This window comes from Thermococcus sp. 9N3, assembly GCF_012027685.1.
GTDB lineage: Archaea > Methanobacteriota_B > Thermococci > Thermococcales > Thermococcaceae > Thermococcus > Thermococcus nautili.
Genome location: NZ_SNUV01000004.1, coordinates 1 through 18,438, shown reverse-complemented (window position 1 = coordinate 18,438; position 18,438 = coordinate 1). Strand labels below are relative to the sequence as shown.

The following is an 18,438-nucleotide window of genomic DNA, read 5'->3' as shown; positions in this document are numbered from 1 at the left end:
TAATCTCGCAAGAGAAAAGGGATAAAAGCTGTATTTTCCTGTCCGGCCTTCTTGTGGAGCCACAGTTGGCCCCCTGAAGCACCTGCAGGTCGGCGTGGCTCCGGCTTATGGATGCCCCACAATAACCAGCAGTGCAAACGCAATTGCCCCAATCTCCAACATTAAATCTGTGGGAAGGTTTCTTCTCCTCCCGAATTCACTGTGTCTCAAAAAGATAACGGCCAAAATGTAAAGGAGGAGGGCATAGTCCGCGGCCTTCCAGACCTCCATCCGTGTCACCACCTCAGTTGTGCCATATGATTAGGGGAACAACTATGGTGTGTTCAATGTATATACCCTTGTTGCCCCCAAGGTCGTCAACCACCTTAATATAGGCCCCAAGGGCTATAAGGCCTTCGGCTATAATGGCAAGGGTGCTTTCTGCTATTGTAATACCAAGCCGTTTTAGGAAAGTGATTAGAGCTGCCCTCCCTATCTTAGTACCACCTCCGACTACACCAAGCCCCATGAAGTCGATGAGCTCCTGAGTCTCGTGTTCGTTCAATGTAAGCTTCCATCCCCACCAGTGCGTCTCAAAGTGCCACTGGGGCAGGATGCCTCCTCCTTTGGACATTGCTCCCACAGGTGCCCCGACCGGAGTTGTAATCCTGTATCTCTCCAAGTGTGCATTCGACAGTGTGTTTTGTAGCTCGCGAACGGTACTCATAGAGTAATGCTCATAGTGTACCCTGCCATTCTGGACGACCTTCACAGTAACGTGGTCTTGTGAAACAGCGGTTACCATGGCGATTTCGAATGAGTGTCCGTCGTACATCCCAGTTACCAGTCCCTGCGAGGTGTTTATCGTAAAAGCATACCTGCCATTGAAGCTGAAGCCAGATATTGAGTTCGGGGAAACCTCACGTATGCCCAGCTTGACCAGATCGCTTTTTGACAGCTCAAAGAGGTATCTCTTTTCCTCCTGTGTTAATGGGTTCAATATGAGCCCGGGGTGTCCCATTATCTGCCGGTTGGCAAAGGAGGATGTCGCCGCCGCGCTTCCAGCCGTCACTCCGACCATCAGCAGTCCCAACAGGACTGCGAACAATGACTTCCACCGCATGGGGTTCGCCTCCGTAAAGTTGTCTGCAATATCTTGTACTCAACTCATCCTTATAAGCTTTTCTCTTTACCGTTAGTATAGTTCCTTCCTTTTTTTTCGAGTAAAAATTTATTCTAACCGGGGTTTTCCGTTTAGAACAGTTCAAAAGAAGCCTGAGTAAAGGAGTTGCATGGTCACGCAAATGGGCTGAGATGTCGGGAAGATGCTGCTGAAGCCCGCGATTTGCGTGGTGTGGCACGTTTATTTAACCACTTTTCTCGTTCTTCTCTTTAGGCCTTCTAAGGATTCCCCATAGTGCGAGTCCTGTCAGTACTGCGAGAACCCAGGCGGGTCTGCTTCCGGCAACTATCTTTAGGAGGTCGCCCCTGTAATTCAGCCACCACTGGAGGTATTCCCCTCTGAACGCTCCATAGCCGAGTATGAATCCAACCGGCATTCCCGCTAGGAACTGAATGCTCGCAGGTCTCTCCGAGTAGTACTTCATTTGGGGCTTGATTATTCAGTTGAGCACCAAAACGACAACCGCCAACCAAGGGTGAAGCGTTGACGAGAGGCCCTCCACAAAAAACACCCGTTTTGCCCTCACCATCACCACCACGTTCTTCTTAACGAAGTCAATTATAAGTTTTACCACTAAAGACCATCAAATAACGTCCTTCTGATTTGCCAAAAATGGATTTTGTGGATTCCTGGGGATGCAGGGGGATTTCTTGACAACAGCCACTGTCCACAGGGCATAATGGAAGAAAAGGAGAACCTCACTTCAAGAACCCTGTCTTCTTTCCGAGGTCCTCGAACGCATCTATGACGTACTGGAGGTCCTCCTTGCTGTGGGCCGCTGAGGGTTCGAGCCTTATCCTCGCAGTTCCAAGCGGGACGGTCGGATAGACGATGGCCTGAGCGAAGATGTTGTACTCGTCGTATAAGCGTCTGCTGAACTCCTGGGCGAGCTTCTCGTCGTAGAGCATGACCGGTGTAATCGGGTGCTTGGTGTTTCCGAGGTCGTAGCCGAGGTCTCTCAGCCCGTTCTGGAGGAAGTGGGTGTTGTCCCAGAGCTTCTTGACCAGCTCATCGCTCCTCTGGAGAATCTCAACGGCCGCTATGGCCGCCGCGACGTCGGGCGGGTTGGGCGCGCTGGAGAAGAGGAACGGCCTGGCCCTCTGGCGGAGGTACTCAATGGCCTCCTCGGGACCGGCAACGTAACCGCCGATGACACCGAAGGCCTTGCTCAGCGTTCCCATCTCGAAGTCAACACGGTCGTGGAGCTTGAAGTGGTCGACGATACCCCTTCCGCTGTCTCCGAGGACTCCTTCACCGTGCGCGTCGTCTATGTAGAGTATCGCGTCGTACTGCTCAGCGAGCTCCGCCATCTCCGGGAGCGGGGCGAGGTCGCCGTCCATCGAGAAGACACCGTCGCTGACGATGATTTTCTTCTTCTTGTCCTTGTTCTCCTTGAGCCTCTTCTCAAGGTCTTCCATGTCGATGTGCTTGTAAATGACCTTCGGCGCACCGCTGAGGCGCATTCCGTCTATAATACTCGCGTGGTTGAGCTCTTCGCTGATGAAGACTCCGTCTTCCCCTTTCTTGAGGAGGGCGCTTATCGCTCCGAGATTCGCGTTGTAACCGCTCTGGAATAGTATGGCCGCTTCGCGCTTCTTGAACTTCGCCAGCTTTTCTTCAAGTTCGACGTGAAGCTCCATAGTTCCCGCTATCGTTCTAACAGCCCCGGCGCCAACACCGTAGTCGAGAATGGCCCTTATGGCCGCGTATCTAATCTCCGGGTGAGCCGCCAAACCGAGGTAGTTGTTGGAGCACATGTTGAGAACCTTCTTGCCGTCGACGACGACCCACGGGCCCTGGGCACTCTCAAGCTTCCTTATGGTCACGTAGAGGCCCTTATCCTTGAGCTCCTGGAGCTCTTCCCTAATCCAGTCAAGCTTCCCCATGAGAACCACCGGTCCTAGTTGAACATCGAGGTATAAAAGTTTTGCACTGAACCGGTTAGTGCAGTCTAATTATTGCCGTGAGGATTGCCAAAAGGGCGAGTGCGAGGCTCCCGCCGATTTCCAGCCTGTAATCGTGCTTCCTGTCCGGATACCTTTCGATTAGTCTGAGCTCAACCCTAAAATTCCTCGGCCCGGTGACGATAATTGACAATCCCCAGCCCCTCCGCGAGAGCGGGTAAGCAACGGGCACGACGCCGGTGAAGAAGTCGAGGAAGAGATGACTCCCCCAGCCGAGGGCGAAGAGCAGGAACGGACCGCCGAGGTGCAGGCCGAAGAGAAGGGCCGGGAGAAAGGGCAGGAGGGAGTGGAGGTATGAGCGGTGCTCCTCAGCCAAAGCATCGAGGTCCGGGAAGACCGCGCCAAGGGCGAGTGCGGTGAGTCCAGCTATCGTCGGCTCGCCGGAGAGTGCGAGGTAGACGAGGCTCGGAATCGAGGCATGTTCGAGCGGGTCCATGGCAAAGCCCTTAAACTCTTGGCTCTCATAAAGGTTTAGGTGGAATACATGACCGAGGAGATTAGAGAGGTTAAGGTTCTCGAGAAGCCCTGGGTTGAAAAGTACCGCCCCCAGAGGCTCGATGACATCGTCGGTCAGGAGCACATAGTCAAGAGGCTCAAACACTACGCTAAAACCGGTTCGATGCCCCACCTGCTCTTCGCTGGGCCGCCAGGCGTTGGAAAGTGCCTTACGGGAGACGCCAAGGTCGTAATCAACGGTGAGCTGACCACCATAGGTGAACTCGTCGAGAAGCTGAGCAACGGTAGATTTGGTCCAACCCCAGTCAAGGGCCTAACGGTTCTCGGCGTTGATGAGGATGGAAAACTCAGGGAGTTGCCAGTCGAGTACGTTTACAAGGACAGAACCGATGAGCTCGTCAGGATAAGAACGAGACTCGGCAGGGAGCTCAAGGTAACCCCGTACCACCCGCTCCTCGTGAACAGGAAGGACGGGAGAATAGAGTGGGTCAAGGCCGAGGAGCTCAGGCCCGGAGACAGGTTGGCAGTTCCGCGCTTCCTCCCGGCGATTCTCGATGAGGACCCCCTGGCTGAGTGGCTCGGCTACTTCATCGGCGACGGCCACGCCGACGCCCAAACAAACGCCATAACCTTCACTAACACGGACGAGAAGCTCAGGAAACGTTTCATGGAGCTCACCGAAAGGCTCTTCCCGGACGCGAGAATTAAGGAGAGAATCCACAAGGACCGTGCCCCTGACGTTTACGTGAACTCAAGGATGGCAAAGGAGCTCGTTGAGAGCCTCGGCCTTGCCGGCAGGAAGGCTGATAGGGTTTACATACCCGGGCAGGGCTGGAAGGGTCTGCGCTCCTTCCTCAGGGCCTACTTCGACTGCGACGCGGGCGTTGAGAAGAACGGGATAGTTCTCTCAACCGCGAGCCGGGAGATGGCAGAGCAGGTCTCTTACGCGTTGGCGGGGCTTGGAGTGGTCGCCAAAGTGAGGAGCAAGGCCGTCAAAGGACGCACCTACTACTACGTCGTCATCTCGGGCTCCGAGAACATATCGCGCTTCCTCAGGGAGGTCGGCTTCTCGGTCGAGGAGAAGAGGAGGAAAGCCGAAGCGCTCGTGAAGAGGCCCAATCCCAACATCGGCTCGCTCTACGCGGACAGGGAGCTGATTTCCTACGTTAGGGACAGGCTCAAGCTGAACTTCTACGATGACAAGGCCCGGTGGAGCCCGGAGAAGGCCAAGCGGATAGCCTGGGAGCTTATGAAGGAAATCTACTACCGCCTTGACGAGCTCGAAAAGCTTGAAAAGGCCCTGTCGAGGAGCATCCTCATAGACTGGAACGAGGTCGCGAGGAGAAGGAAGGAGATAGCTGAGAAGACCGGTATAAGGCCTGACAGACTTCTTGAATACATTAAGGGCAAGCGGAAGCCGAGCCTGAGGAACTACCTTAAGATTGCTGGTGCCCTTGGAATTCAGCTGGAAGAAACGATAGAGGCCATGCGCACCTTTGCGAGGAAGTACTCAAGCTATGCCGAGATTGGAAGGCTCGTCGGAACCTGGAACTCAAGTGTGAGGATTGTCCTTGAGAGCAACACCGAGAAGATAGAGGCCCTTGAGGAGATTAGAAAGGCCGAGCTGAAGCTTTTAAGGGAGATACTCAACGACGAAAAGCTCAAGAGGGGTGTCGCTTACCTGGTATTCCTCGCCCAGAACGAGCTCCTCTGGGACGAGATAGTCGAGGTCGAGAAGCTTAAGGGCAACTTCGTAATCTACGACCTCCATGTGCCCGGTTACCACAACTTCATAGGCGGCAACCTTCCGACGGTTCTCCACAACACAACGGCCGCTCTCGCCCTCGCCCGCGAGCTGTTCGGCGAGAACTGGAGGCACAACTTCTTGGAGCTCAACGCGAGCGACGAGCGCGGAATAAACGTGATTAGGGAGAAGGTCAAGGAGTTCGCGAGGACGAAGCCCATAGGCGGGGCGAGCTTCAAGATAATCTTCCTCGACGAGGCAGACGCTCTAACGCAGGACGCCCAGCAGGCCTTGAGGAGAACGATGGAGATGTTCTCCAACAACGTTCGCTTTATCCTCAGCTGTAACTACTCCTCAAAGATAATCGAGCCGATACAGTCGAGGTGTGCAATCTTCCGCTTCAGGCCCCTCAACGACGAGGACATAGCGAAGCGCATAAAATACATCGCCGAGCAGGAGGGGCTTGAGCTCACCGAAGAAGGCTTACAGGCGATTCTCTACGTTGCGGAAGGCGATTTGAGGAGGGCAATCAACGTCCTCCAGGCGGCGGCCGCTCTGGACAAGAAGATAACCGACGAGAACGTCTTCCTCGTTGCCAGCAGGGCCCGCCCCGAGGACGTTCGCGAGATGATGACCTTAGCGTTGGAGGGCAACTTCCTGAAAGCTAGAGACAAGCTCAGGGACATACTCCTCAAGCAGGGCCTCAGCGGTGAGGACGTGCTGATTCAGATGCACAAGGAAGTGTTTAACCTGCCGATTCCCGAGGACAAGAAGGTCGCTCTGGCGGACAAGATAGGTGAGTACAACTTCCGCCTCATTGAAGGGGCCAACGAGATGATACAGCTCGAGGCGTTGCTCGCTCAGTTCACGATTATGGGTAAGTGATTCCTATGGTGGAAGTTCCCTGGGTTGAGAAATACCGGCCGAGGAAGCTGAGCGAGATAGTGAACCAGGAGAAGGCCATAGAGCAGGTGAGGGCCTGGGTCGAGGCCTGGTTCCACGGCAACCCTCCGAAGAAGAAGGCGCTAATCCTCGCCGGGCCTCCGGGCGTCGGCAAGACGACGACCGTCTACGCTTTGGCGAACGAGTACGGCTTCGAGGTCATCGAGCTCAACGCGAGCGACGAGAGAACCTACGAGAAGATAGAGCGCTACGTTCAGGCCGCTTACACGATGGACATCCTTGGAAAGAGGCGGAAGCTAATCTTTCTCGACGAGGCGGACAACATAGAGCCGAGCGGTGCTCGAGAGATAGCGAAGCTTATCGATAGGGCCAAGAACCCGATAATCATGAGCGCCAACCACTACTGGGAGGTTCCCAGGGAGATTAGGAACAAAGCCCAGATAGTTGAGTACAAGCGGCTAACGCAGAGGGACATCATAAAGGCCCTCGTGAGGATTCTAAAGCGTGAAGGAAAGACAGTTCCGAAGGAGATACTCTACGAGATAGCCAAGCGCGCGAACGGCGATTTGAGAGCGGCGATAAACGACCTCCAGACTGTGGTTACGGGTGGCGTCGAGGATGCGAAGGAGGTTTTAGCTTACCGCGACGTCGAGAAGAGCGTTTTTCAGGCTTTAGCTCAGGTCTTCGCGACCGACAACGCCAAAAGGGCAAAGATGGCGACGCTCGGCGTGGACATGTTCCCGGACGAGCTCCTACTCTGGATTGACGAGAACGTGCCGTACGTCTATTACAAGCCCGAGGACATAGCGAGAGCCTATGAAGCTTTGAGCAGAGCCGACATATACCTTGGCAGGGCGAAGAGGACGGGCAACTACTCGCTCTGGAAGTATGCAACGGACATGATGACCGCTGGAGTGGCGGTTGCGGGAGTTAAGAAGAAGGGCTTCGTGAGGATTTACCCGCCGAAGACGATTAAGCTCCTCACCGAGAGCAAGACCGAGAGAACGCTAAGGGACTCGATAGTCAAGAAGGTCATGAAGGAGATGCACATGGCCAGGCTTGAGGCCCTGGAGACCCTCCACTACCTCCGCGTCATCTTCGAGAACAATCCCGATTTGGCCGCTCATTTCACGGTCTTCCTCGACCTCAGTGAGAAGGAGGTTGAATTCCTCGCTGGAGATTCGGAGAAGGCCAAGACGATATGGGGCAAGGCCATGAACATCGAGAAGAAGCTCAAGGAGCGGGGCAGGCTGGAGACGAGCGTCCGCGAGGGTCTCAGGAAGGCGAAGGAGAAGGAAGAGGCTGAGGAAACCGAAGAATTTGAAGAAACTGAAGAGCTTGGAGGGGAAGGAACCCCCGAAGAAGAACCCGAGGAAGGGGAGGAACTCAGCGAGGAGGAGCTTGAGGAGGCCGAGAGGGAAATAGAGCCAGTCGGTAAGAAGGAGAAGAAGTCCGAAAAGAAGAAGGGCAAGCAGGCGACGCTGTTTGATTTCCTGAAGAAGTGAGTTTCGCGTTTTGTATTCTTTATGTATTCTTTGCGATACAAATTTTTGCTGTTTTTATATTCTGCAGGATATAAGATTGAACTCCAGAGAGAAACGGTGAAGTGCGTCCTTCTGTGGAAGTTTTTGCTGGAGTTTTAGCTGTTATACTCTCCGACGCTCAATACCCCACCAAGAAGACCGAGAGATTAACATCGCGCCCCTTCAAGTGCTTCCCATGTGCAGTAACACTCTGTTATCCACGGCATCCATCCAGATGCCAATGATTATGAAAACCACAACCAGCACTAGCGTTCCGTACAGCCGGAGTTTCGAGATGTTTCCGGATTTGTAGGCATCGTAAGCTCTAAGCATCCAGAGCGCGCCAAGCACTGCAAAGGAGACCGGTATCAAATGGTGTTTCACGAAGTATTCTTGGGCGTAGAAGAACAGAGCGAGAAAAAGGGCCGTTGTTCCGGCTATGAGCGCGTTCCAAACCTTGGGCTTCATTTGGAGCACCCCTAATTTGTTTTGCGCTAAAGCGTTTTATAACTCTGTCTCCTAAGTTTGACTAACTTTTTCAGTATACACATCCGCGCAGACCTTAAACACGTGGGGCTTGAAGTCGCTTACTTTCTTCACCCTCACGGAGCAATCCTTTCCGAGCTTTTGGCATTCCCCAATTATCTTTCTCCTGAAGGCTTCAATCTCGTCCTCGTGAACGAAGTCGTAGTAGTGAAGCCAGCGCTCGGCCTTCGAGAGCGTTAAAGCCAACGCGTCAACGCCCCTTGGCGTCGGGCTAATGACTCTGTCGTAGCTCGGAAGCTCGGGCAGAACCTTGAAGGCGTCGCCGTGAATGAACTCTATCTCACCCTTCAGCCTCTTCCTGTTGCGCTCTATGTTCTCCAGCCCGAGTTCGTAGGCTTCTCTGTTCAGCTCGACGGCCGTTATCTTGACTTTTCTATATCTCGCTATCACGAGAGCGTAAGGCAGAACGCCGGCGAAGGGAATTAAAATCCTCTCGCCGTCTTTCACCAACTGGGCCAGCCGATAGCGTTCCCCCTTCATTCTCGGGTTGAAGAAGGCTTTGCTCAAATCAACCTTAATCTCGACGCCGTTCTCCTTGTGAACCGTTTCAAGTCTCTTCTCGCCCCAGATTATCGAGTAGTCCCTGATTCGAAAGGCCCCCTCGTGGAAGCCCTTCCTCGCTATCACCTTGAGGAACGGGTGGACCTTCCGCAGGCCCCAAACGATGTCCCCAACGCGATGCTCCAGCTCGGGCGGAATTTGAATAACGGCGATGTCGCCTATAACGTCGTAGCGCCTGAGGTACTTCAGCTCCTCCCCGCTCAGTCTCTCCGCCAGAACACTTTCGAGGTTCTTGTATATCTGCCTCTCGGGCCGAAGCGGAAGCTCAACGGACAAAACCTCGTAGCCGAGGGTGTAAATCCTCTCGTCCTTGATGACGGGTAATAGAACGAAATCATCTTCCCTCTTTGGTCTCCTCTTCCCGTCGTAGAGGCCGAGCTTCTTCAGCCTTCTCTTCACCGGCTCCGCTTCCCTCCTCGGAACCCTCAGCGCTGGCATTGAAATCCCTCCGCTTCCTGCTCGGAATAGCCCCGAACAACGCGGGCCCCATGAGCTTTTCGAGGATTTTCTCGACGTCTATCTCCTCAAACTCCTTTTTCAGTATTGCCATCTGCTCTGGGCTGAGGGTGTCCTCGTTGGCTAGTATGAGTACGTGGGCGCTCTCTATCATCGCCGCGTCTCTGATTGAAAACAGAAACTTCGCAACGGCCTTGAAATCCGAGTAGAAGAGCATGTACTCGATACCCTCGATGTAAACTACTCCGCCGGGGTTGTCCCTTATGAATCCTATTACCTTCCCGCTGAGAACGTGCAGGCTGCTCGGGCTTACCGCCTTTTTGTGCTCAACCCTCGTGAGCCAGATGTAATCGTCGGGTTCTACTCCCGTTTTGTTTCTCCACTCCTCTGGATGTTCCCTTCCGATGACGAGCAGTGGGAGGTCAGCATAGCTGTCTATTGCCTTCAGCAATGTGATTGCGTCATCACGAGACTTAATGATTCCGGCAACGGGGAGGGCGCATTTTACTTTCCTCCTTTCGTGTCTCTTCTCTGGGGTCCGTAGCTTTTCAAGCATGCTCAGAGATTCGTTAGCAAGAAGAAGGTATCCCAGGGTTACCACGATTGCCTCGGCAATCCAGAATTCCGGGTCAACTGCGATAGTTAAAAACACGGCGATGCCCCCGATGACCCCGAACAGGGCGAAGGACACCATTAGGGTCAATGCAAGCCTGCGAATGGGTTCATCGTGGCCCTTCCACTCCCAGTACGATTTAACCATTCCGTAGATGCCTATGACTATCAGCATCGCCCCGGAGAAGTAGGGGGCTAGGTTGCTGAGTCCCACAGTCCCACCGTTCAAAACTGCGCGCTACTCCACAAAAACCTTTCTACCGCCAGTAGGGCTCGCGTTTTAACACGGCTTTCCTGAAAATATCGACCAGCTCGGCGTCGCTCGCGCCGTTCCTCATCGCGCTCAGGAAGTCTATCAAATCGTCGTTCCTCAGCAGGCAGGTCTTGAACTTCCCGTCGGAGGTGACCCTCAGGCGGGTGCAGTTGGCGCAGAAGACCGTGTTGTGCATCGCCCTAACGACCTCGACCTCGGCTATTCCGTAGTCCGTCGGGATGAAATACTTCTTCCTCCTGTGCATCCTCCTCTCGCGGATTTCGACAGCCCTCTTTTCGAGCTCCTTCTCAACCGGCCTGAGCGGGTAGAAGTACTTCCGGAAGAAGGCCGTCTCCGTCATCTCCCTCGGCGCTTCGAGCTCTATGAGCTGGAGTATCGCGCCTGTCTTCGCCGAGAAGTCTATCATGTCCCAGATTTCACCATCGTTGAGACCCTTCATTACCGTCATGTTGAGCTTGACCGGAGAGAGATACTTCACCGCCTCCTCAATGCCTTCAAGAACGGTTTCGAGCATATCAACGCCCGTGATTCTCTTGTAAACATCTGGCTTGAGGCTGTGGAGCGAGACGTTCACCCTATCCAGTCCGGCCTTCGCGAGCGGTTCTGCGAGCTCCTTTAGGCGACTCCCGTTGGTCGTCATGCTCAGGTCTTTAACGTAGGGCTTAATCCTCCGGACGATTTCAATGATGTCCTCCCGAACGGTTGGCTCACCGCCCGTGAGCTTGACCTTCCTTATTCCGAGGCGAGAGGCTATTCTAACGAGCCTTTCTATCTCCTCAGGCGTCATCTCGTTTTTGGCCAAAAACCGCTGGCCCTCGCGGTGGCAGAAGAAACAGCGGAAGTTGCACTCCTGCGTGAGCGAAATCCTGAGGTTCGTCACTGGTCTTCCGAAGCGGTCGTAGAGGGTCATGGCAACACCTTAACCCGGTACACGAGCTTTTAAAAAAGGCTTTCGGGTAAGCGGTTTCGTTTAACTCCACCAATCGAAAAGTAAAAGTAGGCCTACGGCCAACTCCTACCTTAGGGGGTTTCGGGGATGGACGTTGACGAGCTCAGGTCACTTCTCGGGGAGCTTGAGAAGCTTCACTCCCGTTTTGAATCAAAGTTCTCCGAGCTCTACGGTGAGAAGAGCGTTGAGGAGCTTGAGGCGGTTCTCAGGGCACTGCACGAGCTCTCGGCCGAGAAGCTTGAGAGGGCCTCGTCGCTCTACCGCGAGCTGGCGAAGTTCGGTGGAAGGCTGGAGGAGCTCTCGAAGGAGCTTTACAAAAACGAGCACCAGATGAAGTTTCGCATTGAGGAAGTCCTCTCGCTCCTCCGCGGTGACGACTTCAACTCACGGGCGAGGCTGAAAGCTTCCTTCGACAGACTGGTCCAGTTTCACAGGCTCTACGACTACGCGGTGAGGAAGGCGATAGGCGAGCTCTCGGCCGAGGTCGAGGGGCTGGCCTTCCTGGGCGAAAACCACAAAAAGGTTCCCGTTGGCATACTGGAGGAAATCCACAGAACGAGGTACCTTGAGGAAAGGCTTGACTCACTCGTTCGCTTCGTTTACAGGCTCTACGCTCATCCTTCCGATGTTCACCGCGTTGAGAGGGCCCTGCTCGAATGGCACTCCAAGGGCCTGCTCTGGGTTGAGGCGAGAAACGTGGAGAAGCTCAGCGGAGTGAGAGACGCTGAGGAAATCCTTGAAGGACTGGCGCTCATTGGAGTGGTGGAGAAGAAGATGAGGGGTGGTGAAGGTGTCTACAGACACAGGGCTTACGGTTAGGATTCGGGGCATCTACTCAACGGCCCTAACGAAGCTCTTCCTCGACAGGGGCTTCGGCATAAGCCAGCCGAGCAACAAGATAGTCGAGCGCTTCGGCCTTGAGAAGACCTACGACGAGTTCGACGTTGACATCTACGACAAGAAGGACAGGCACGGCGTCGTTCTCGTTGGAAACGCCGTTGAAGAGGCCAAAGCCGTTCTCGAAGACGAGCTCATCGACGTCTTCTTCAGGAGGCTCTCCTACCAGCTTTACGGCATCTACAAGGGTCTCGTTGTTAAGGTTGATGACAGGTACGTTTACGTTGACCTCGGGAGCGCGATAGGAACCCTCCCCAAGAACGAGCTCCCGAGGGCGAACGAAGGGGACGAGGTTCTCGTTCAGGTGAAGAAGCACAACCTCCTGCCGCACCTCAGCACTACCCTCACGATTCCCGGTGACTACGCGGTCCTGATTCCCAAGCCGATAGGCGCGCAGAGGCACGTGAAGATTTCGAGGAAAATAAGGGACAACCAGGAGCGCGAGAGGCTCAGAATCCTCGGCCTGAGCATAGACCTCGGCGAGTGGGGAATCCTCTGGAGAACCGCCGCGGCCTACAAGGACTGGAACACCCTGAGGGACGAGATAGTCAGGCTTTCAAAGCTCGCTGACAGACTGGCCAAGGCTGACACCTACTTCGCGCCGTCGCTCATCATCGAGGGCAGGAATATCTACGAGGTCGAGTTCGGTGGAGGTGCCAAGAAGAAGCTCGACGAGATAAGGAACAAGGTCGTCCCGACGGTTGAGGGCCACCACCAGCTCAAGGCTAAAGACCCCGAGCTCGGCTTCGCGGTTGAGATAGCGGAGGGAATCCTCGCCAAGGTTCCCGGCCAGAGGATGAAGGTGAACCAGGGCTTCTGGGAGGCTCTGATAGAGAACAAGGGGCCGAGGAGGGGCTGGCTCTTCAGCCTCGACCACGTCAAGCCCGACGGCCAGAGGATAAGGATTGGGCCCGGTGAAGTTCTGGAAGTCAGCCACAACCCGCTCAAGGTCACGATAAAGAGGCACCTCAAGCCCGGCAAGTTCTACGACGGCCTCGACCTTCCGATAGAGTTCGGCGATTATGCCATAACTGAAATCGAGGCCGGCAAGTGGTGGTTCGTGCACAGGTATTACGACAAGAACGGCAACCTGAAGGGCGAGTACTACAACATCAACACGCCGGTCGAGATTTACCCCGATGGAGCGCGCTACGTTGACCTCGAGGTTGACATCGTCAGGTGGCCGGACGGAACGAAGGAGATAATTGACAAGGAGAAGTTGGCAGAGCACTACGAAGAGGGCATAATAAGCGAGAAGCTCTACAAGGCCGTGCTGAGGATTACGCAGGAGGTTTATGAGAGGATTTAGGGTAGCACTTTGATTCCAAGTTTTTCCGCCTCTTTTCTCAGCTTTTTATCATAGGTTGCGAGCCTTCCAAAGTCCTTCGCAGTTGCAAGAATTACCATGTCGTTGAACCGCTTGGGGTTCTTAGTCAGCTTCAGGGCTTCCTTCGTGTATTTCCCGTTGTCGCCGACGACCTTTGTTCTGGGACTTGAGAGAACCGCGGAGATTACCCCGTTGATGTCTTCCACCGAGTACTCCCTCTTCTTCAAAAACCAGTAGAGTTCGTATAGAACCATGCTCGGAACGACCCATCGCTCCAGTGACGCCAGCAGGTTCCTCGCCTCTTCGTTGAGCTCCGAGTCCTTCAGGACCGCATAAAGAAAAACGTTGGTGTCTATGACCGTCATTCATCATCACCGATGCCTTCGATGATGGTTTCTTCGATTTCCTCAACAGTCAGCCCCTTTCCACCCGGGAGCAGTGGAAGTTCAAGCTCGCTCTTTTTGAGAACCACCTTCCCGTCCTCCACCTCAACGAGCAGTATGTCGCCAACTTTGATGCCAAGCTTTTTCCTAACGTCGCTTGGTATAGTAATCTGGTAGTTTCTAGTTACTTTTGTCAGGCTCATAGTCTCACCGAATATAGTTGGGACTTTGAAGACTAAAAAGCTTTCCGAGAATGGCCGGTTTGCTTTGCAAATATTACGGCTTCAGTAATATACCAAATTGGTAATATCTCACTCGCCCACGTCCTCTATCCCCTTCTCCGTAATCCTAAAGTAGACCATCGTCCCCTCTGGACGGAAGCGGTGCCTTTCGAGAATGGCCAGTCTCAAGCCTGGCTTCGGAAGCTTGTCGAGCCGGAGTATGTCCTTACAGCGGTAGCCGAGGGTTTGTTCCGCCACTGGCCTTGTCCTTTCGAGCCTGCTGTCGTAGTGCACCTGGTTGATGACGAGAACCGGAATGTTCTGCTTCCTTGCAATCCAGAGGAGGACCTGCAGTTGTCTGCTAAGGTCAGTTAGGAGGCCCATCCTGTTCTCCTCGGCACGGTAATGGGCGGTTATGGAATCCACCACGACGAGCGAGAACGAGTCGTCAATGACCTTCTTGAGCGAGCCTATAATCCTCCTCTGCTCCTTGAAATCGGCAGGAGTGAACAGTATGAAGCGTGATAGGGTTTCCTCGGGGTCGAGGTTTCTCGCCTCTGCCATCTGCTTCAGCCGTTCGGGAGAAAAGCCCCCCTCCGTGTCCACGTAGGCGACCTTCTTACCGCTCAGAATTCCCGTCTGGACCGCTAAGGTCGTCTTTCCTGTGGCGTAGGGGCCGTAAATCTGGGTGAGCACGCCGGGGGCGAAGCCTCCCCCGAGCAGTTCGTCGAGCTTCCGCGAGCCTGTGGAGAGCATGCCTTTCCCTCAGAAGGACATCTCCTCGTAGAGCTTCGGCTCCTTGAAGAGCACCCACACGCGCCTCTTCCTGAGCTCCTCGGCCAGCTTCGACGGGTCTGCGTCGTTGTAAACGCCGTAGTGCATCGGGATTACCACCCTCGGTCTCACGTCCTCGACTATCTGAGTTGCCTCCCTCGCGTTCGCGGTTGAGCGGCCGCTTATCGGGACGAGCAGGATGTCCACCTTACCGCGAAGCCTCTGGAACACGGGGCCTGCGTAGGTGTCGCCCGGGTGGAGGAGCCTCTTGTCACCCTCTATCAAGTAGCCGAGCGGGTACTGGCTCGACGGGTGTTCGACGTAGATGGCCGTAACCTTCACGCCGTTTTCGAGCTCTATCGTCTGTCCCGCCTCGATTTCCCTGACCTTCGTAACGCCATCTGCCACCGCCATCAGGTAGACCTGCTTGGGGCCTATTACCGTGGCGTCGCGGAGCCTTGAGAGGAGCTCGACCTTTCCGTAGTGGTCCGTGTGCTCGTGGGTTATCAGGATGTAGTCAACCTCGCCAATTCGGTCGTCGTCAACCTCTGGGTAGGGGTCTATCAGTATCTTCACCCCGTTCGTCTCAATCCAGAAGCATGCGTGACCGTACCAGATGACCTTCATCGGTTCGACCTCCTCAAGTGCCTTCGATAAAGCGGACTTAAAGTTTTCCCAGCGTTGGTTTTATTAACCTCTGAACCTACTAAGGGCGATGGCGATGGAGAAGAAAAAGGGCCTCATCGTGAGGGAACCCTACGCGAGCCTAATCGTCGAGGGCAAGAAGGTGTGGGAAATTAGGAAGACGAGAACGAAAATCAGAGGGGAGATTCTGATAATCAGCAACGGAAAGGCCATAGGGAAGGCGGAGCTCGTCGACGTTCTCGGGCCGTTCACGCCGGAGGAGTTAGCTGAACACGAGGACAAGCACCGCGCGAGCGTTTCTTTCCTCCGCGAGTACTCCAACGGAAAGCCACTCTACGCGTGGGTGCTCAGGAACGCCGAGAAGTTCGACCGCCCCAAGGAGGTGGAGATGGCCAAAGGGGTCCAGATATGGGCCAACGTGGTGGTTAAAGATGAATAAGGTCCGGCGCTTCCTGTTTCCTCCCCTCAACTGGCCGTTTCTGATTCTCATAGCGGTTGCCTTCGTCCTCGTCTTCGTTTTCTTCTCGGGTGCTGTTCTCATGGCCTTCGACAGGCTCGGCCTTCCGCCCGGTGTGGCAATCACCCTCTTCGTATTCGCGCTCGTCGGGAGCTTCATAAACATACCCATAGCGGAGGAGGTAACTTATGAGCCCGTGATACGGGTTAGAGAAGTCGGCTTCTTTGGAATCCTCTACCCGATGCCCTACTTCGACTGGGAGGAGCGGAAGACGGTCATAGCCGTCAACGTCGGCGGTGCCCTGGTCCCGCTGAGCATAGTTCTCTACGAGCTCTTCCGCCTCGTCCACCTCGGGGAGTACGGCCTTCTCCTGAACACCCTTCTCGCGGTTTTCATCGCCTCGCTCCTCAGCAACGCCGTCGCGAGACCGATTCGTGGCCTTGGAATCGCGATGCCGACGCTCTTTCCCCCGCTCATAGCGGTTCTCCTTGGCTGGCTCCTCGGGGACGGGAACCCGACGCTGGTTGCCTACGTCAGCGGAACGCTTGGGGTTCTCATTGGGGCCGACCTGATGAACTGGGAGAAAATCAAGCGCCTTGGAGCCCCGATGGTCAGCATAGGTGGCGCCGGAACCTTCGATGGAATCTTCCTCGCGGGGGTTATTGCCGTTCTCTTGGTATGACGGTGGGTTTATAAGGCGGTAATTCAACAGGAAGCCGTCAAAGGAGGTGGCGCTCATGTTCGTTATCGGGAGCGGTGGGAAGCACCTTGAGGGGGAGCTCAGGGAACTCGGTGGAGAAATCATCGAGGTCGAGCTGAGGAAGTTCCCCGACGGGGAGAAGTACGTTCGGGTTCTCGGTTCTGGCAAGGAAGCAACGGTCGTCAGCTCTACCTTCGCACCACAGGACGAGAAAATCGTTGAGTTGCTCCTCATCGGGGACGCGCTCAGGGAGAAGGGCTTCAAGAAACTCCGCGCCGTCGTTCCTTACTTTGCCTACAGCAGGCAGGACAGGGTCACGAAGGAGGGTGAGCCGGTAAGCGTGAGGGCGATAATGAAGGCGCTCGGCATCTACTACGATGAACTCTACATCTTCGACCTCCACAACCCCGAGACACTGAAGTACTTCCCTGGTAAAGGCGTCAACGTTTCTCCGGCGAGGGTCATAGCGGACTACTTCCGCGAGAAGCTTGGCGACGGCATAGTCCTTGCCCCGGATAAAGGCGCCCGCGAGAGGGCCAGGGCGGTTGCGGAGGAGCTTGGTCTTGAGTACAGCCACTTCGAGAAGAGGCGCATATCCCCAACTGAGGTTGAGATGAGACCGGTTGATATAGACGTTAAGGGCAAGAACGTGCTGATAGTTGATGACATCATAAGTACCGGAGGGACCATGGTCAAAGCCGCACAAATTTTGAGGAAATTAGGTGCGGGGAAAATATTCGTTGGGGTCACTCATGGAGTCTTTGCCGAGGGTGCCATTGAGAGGGTTAGTAGGGCTGTTGACGAGCTCGCCGTCACGAACACGATACCCACTCCCGTCTCGAAGATAAGCATTGTGCCGGAAATACTCCGCCTCTGATTGCAAAAATTTTTAACATTTTTATGTCTATTTTTGTGCATTTTGGTTCTTGATTTTAACAGGTTCTTTTTCAAAAATCTCCCCCGTGAGGGGTTTTGCAAAAATTTTTCACTGCGGGGGTTCGTCCCTATTGGGTGGAGCCCCCGAACAGGGGGCGACGAAGACCCGGACGCCAAGACGGCGGCGTCGGGGGGAACGGGTGCAAAGCACCCAAAGATGAACCCCGCCCTCCAGTCCGGGTCACACCAGGTGCGCTCCCGAGGAAACGCCGAAAGGCGGACCCCTCGGGGGTAAGGCAGGCCCGGCACCCCGACCAAACCCCCGGACGGGAATCGGTACTCCCCCATTTGAGGGGAGTTCCACCGGCCGTACTCCTTGCTCAATTCCGGTTGATCCTGCCGGAGGCCACTGCTATGGGGGTCCGACTAAGCCATGCGAGTCATGGGGCGCGCTCTGCGCGCACCGGCGGACGGCTCAGTAACACGTCGGTAACCTACCCTCGGGAGGGGGATAACCCCGGGAAACTGGGGCTAATCCCCCATAGGCCTGGGGTACTGGAAGGTCCCCAGGCCGAAAGGGGCTCTGCCCGCCCGAGGATGGGCCGGCGGCCGATTAGGTAGTTGGTGGGGTAACGGCCCACCAAGCCGAAGATCGGTACGGGCCATGAGAGTGGGAGCCCGGAGATGGACACTGAGACACGGGTCCAGGCCCTACGGGGCGCAGCAGGCGCGAAACCTCCGCAATGCGGGCAACCGCGACGGGGGGACCCCCAGTGCCGTGGCACAGCCACGGCTTTTCCGGAGTGTAAAAAGCTCCGGGAATAAGGGCTGGGCAAGGCCGGTGGCAGCCGCCGCGGTAATACCGGCGGCCCAAGTGGTGGCCGCTATTATTGGGCCTAAAGCGTCCGTAGCCGGGCCCGTAAGTCCCTGGCGAAATCCCACGGCTCAACCGTGGGGCTTGCTGGGGATACTGCGGGCCTTGGGACCGGGAGAGGCCGGGGGTACCCC

20 protein-coding genes and 1 rRNA gene are annotated in these 18,438 nt (G+C 55.2%); 8 read left to right on the top strand and 13 right to left on the bottom strand.

All coding sequences use genetic code 11. From position 1 onward, the window contains the following. Positions 1-105: 105 nt before the first annotated feature. From E3E30_RS10775 to E3E30_RS10755, 5 genes are all read right to left on the bottom strand, one after another. Positions 106-270 carry a hypothetical protein gene (locus tag E3E30_RS10775; protein ID WP_167729592.1) on the bottom strand — a complete coding sequence of 55 codons (165 nt, stop codon included), beginning with the start codon at positions 268-270 and terminating at the stop codon, positions 106-108. Between the two features lie 13 nt (positions 271-283). Next, the gene (locus tag E3E30_RS10770; protein ID WP_167729591.1) at positions 284-1,087 is read right to left on the bottom strand and encodes a hypothetical protein; all 804 of its coding nucleotides are present in this window, start codon (positions 1,085-1,087) and stop codon (positions 284-286) included. A 259-nt stretch (positions 1,088-1,346) separates the two neighbouring features. Continuing rightward, complete coding sequence (locus E3E30_RS10765; RefSeq protein ID WP_167729590.1) at positions 1,347-1,586, bottom strand: hypothetical protein; 240 nt, start codon at positions 1,584-1,586, stop codon at positions 1,347-1,349. Between the two features lie 274 nt (positions 1,587-1,860). Then, positions 1,861-3,048 carry a glycine C-acetyltransferase gene (locus tag E3E30_RS10760; protein WP_167729623.1) on the bottom strand — a complete coding sequence of 396 codons (1,188 nt, stop codon included), beginning with the start codon at positions 3,046-3,048 and terminating at the stop codon, positions 1,861-1,863. A 55-nt stretch (positions 3,049-3,103) separates the two neighbouring features. Next, positions 3,104-3,562, bottom strand: coding sequence for a metal-dependent hydrolase (locus tag E3E30_RS10755; RefSeq protein WP_167729589.1), 459 nt, complete (start codon positions 3,560-3,562; stop codon positions 3,104-3,106). Positions 3,563-3,610: 48 nt separating this feature from the next. Between E3E30_RS10755 and E3E30_RS10750 the strand changes: the two genes are divergently transcribed. Together E3E30_RS10750 and E3E30_RS10745 are read left to right on the top strand one after the other, a co-directional pair. Beyond that, positions 3,611-6,211: a replication factor C small subunit gene (locus E3E30_RS10750; RefSeq protein ID WP_167729622.1), complete on the top strand. Its 2,601-nt coding sequence runs from the start codon at positions 3,611-3,613 to the stop codon at positions 6,209-6,211. A 5-nt stretch (positions 6,212-6,216) separates the two neighbouring features. Beyond that, positions 6,217-7,734, top strand: a complete 1,518-nt coding sequence (locus E3E30_RS10745; protein ID WP_167729621.1) for a replication factor C large subunit — start codon at positions 6,217-6,219, stop codon at positions 7,732-7,734. A gap of 201 nt (positions 7,735-7,935) precedes the next feature. Here E3E30_RS10745 and E3E30_RS10740 read toward each other — a convergent pair whose 3' ends face one another. Genes E3E30_RS10740 through moaA form a run of 4 tightly spaced genes read right to left on the bottom strand, consistent with a single transcriptional unit; the run spans position 7,936 to position 11,111 of the window. After that, positions 7,936-8,220 (bottom strand): hypothetical protein, encoded by a 285-nt coding sequence (locus E3E30_RS10740; RefSeq protein WP_167729588.1) that lies wholly within the window; start codon positions 8,218-8,220, stop codon positions 7,936-7,938. Positions 8,221-8,271: 51 nt separating this feature from the next. Continuing rightward, on the bottom strand, positions 8,272-9,297 hold the full coding sequence (locus E3E30_RS10735) for a class I SAM-dependent methyltransferase family protein (RefSeq protein ID WP_167729587.1): 1,026 nt from the start codon (positions 9,295-9,297) through the stop codon (positions 8,272-8,274). Beyond that, positions 9,194-10,141: a DUF835 domain-containing protein gene (locus tag E3E30_RS10730; protein ID WP_167729586.1), complete on the bottom strand. Its 948-nt coding sequence runs from the start codon at positions 10,139-10,141 to the stop codon at positions 9,194-9,196. Before E3E30_RS10730 ends, E3E30_RS10735 begins: the two co-directional genes overlap by 104 nt. A gap of 43 nt (positions 10,142-10,184) precedes the next feature. Beyond that, positions 10,185-11,111 carry a GTP 3',8-cyclase MoaA gene (gene moaA, locus E3E30_RS10725; RefSeq protein WP_167729585.1) on the bottom strand — a complete coding sequence of 309 codons (927 nt, stop codon included), beginning with the start codon at positions 11,109-11,111 and terminating at the stop codon, positions 10,185-10,187. A gap of 126 nt (positions 11,112-11,237) precedes the next feature. On the opposite strand from moaA, the gene E3E30_RS10720 reads away from it, so the two are divergent. After that, complete coding sequence (locus E3E30_RS10720) at positions 11,238-11,969, top strand: hypothetical protein (RefSeq protein WP_167729584.1); 732 nt, start codon at positions 11,238-11,240, stop codon at positions 11,967-11,969. Then, a complete protein-coding gene (locus E3E30_RS10715; protein WP_167729620.1) occupies positions 11,941-13,356 on the top strand; it encodes a ribonuclease E/G in 1,416 nt (471 codons plus the stop codon). Before E3E30_RS10720 ends, E3E30_RS10715 begins: the two co-directional genes overlap by 29 nt. On the opposite strand, the gene E3E30_RS10710 is transcribed toward E3E30_RS10715, so the two are convergent. From E3E30_RS10710 to E3E30_RS10695, 4 genes are all read right to left on the bottom strand, one after another. Next, complete coding sequence (locus E3E30_RS10710; RefSeq protein ID WP_042690980.1) at positions 13,353-13,739, bottom strand: PIN domain-containing protein; 387 nt, start codon at positions 13,737-13,739, stop codon at positions 13,353-13,355. The two genes, E3E30_RS10715 and E3E30_RS10710, sit on opposite strands and share 4 nt — an antisense overlap. Further along, positions 13,736-13,960: an AbrB/MazE/SpoVT family DNA-binding domain-containing protein gene (locus tag E3E30_RS10705; RefSeq protein ID WP_042690981.1), complete on the bottom strand. Its 225-nt coding sequence runs from the start codon at positions 13,958-13,960 to the stop codon at positions 13,736-13,738. Before E3E30_RS10705 ends, E3E30_RS10710 begins: the two co-directional genes overlap by 4 nt. Positions 13,961-14,068: 108 nt before the next feature. Beyond that, positions 14,069-14,734 (bottom strand): DNA repair and recombination protein RadB, encoded by a 666-nt coding sequence (gene radB / locus E3E30_RS10700; RefSeq protein WP_167729583.1) that lies wholly within the window; start codon positions 14,732-14,734, stop codon positions 14,069-14,071. 9 nt (positions 14,735-14,743) lie between these two features. Continuing rightward, the gene (locus E3E30_RS10695; RefSeq protein ID WP_167729582.1) at positions 14,744-15,379 is read right to left on the bottom strand and encodes an MBL fold metallo-hydrolase; all 636 of its coding nucleotides are present in this window, start codon (positions 15,377-15,379) and stop codon (positions 14,744-14,746) included. A gap of 88 nt (positions 15,380-15,467) precedes the next feature. Between E3E30_RS10695 and E3E30_RS10690 the strand changes: the two genes are divergently transcribed. From E3E30_RS10690 to E3E30_RS10675, 4 genes are all read left to right on the top strand, one after another. After that, positions 15,468-15,836, top strand: a complete 369-nt coding sequence (locus tag E3E30_RS10690; RefSeq protein ID WP_167729581.1) for an ASCH domain-containing protein — start codon at positions 15,468-15,470, stop codon at positions 15,834-15,836. After that, on the top strand, positions 15,829-16,536 hold the full coding sequence (locus E3E30_RS10685; protein WP_167729580.1) for a DUF1614 domain-containing protein: 708 nt from the start codon (positions 15,829-15,831) through the stop codon (positions 16,534-16,536). The genes E3E30_RS10690 and E3E30_RS10685 overlap by 8 nt, the downstream gene beginning before the upstream one ends. A 55-nt stretch (positions 16,537-16,591) precedes the next feature. Continuing rightward, entirely contained in the window at positions 16,592-17,431 is an 840-nt protein-coding gene (locus E3E30_RS10680) for a ribose-phosphate diphosphokinase (protein ID WP_167729619.1), read from the top strand. Between the two features lie 382 nt (positions 17,432-17,813). Beyond that, positions 17,814-18,438, top strand: a 16S ribosomal RNA gene (locus tag E3E30_RS10675); the annotation flags it as partial.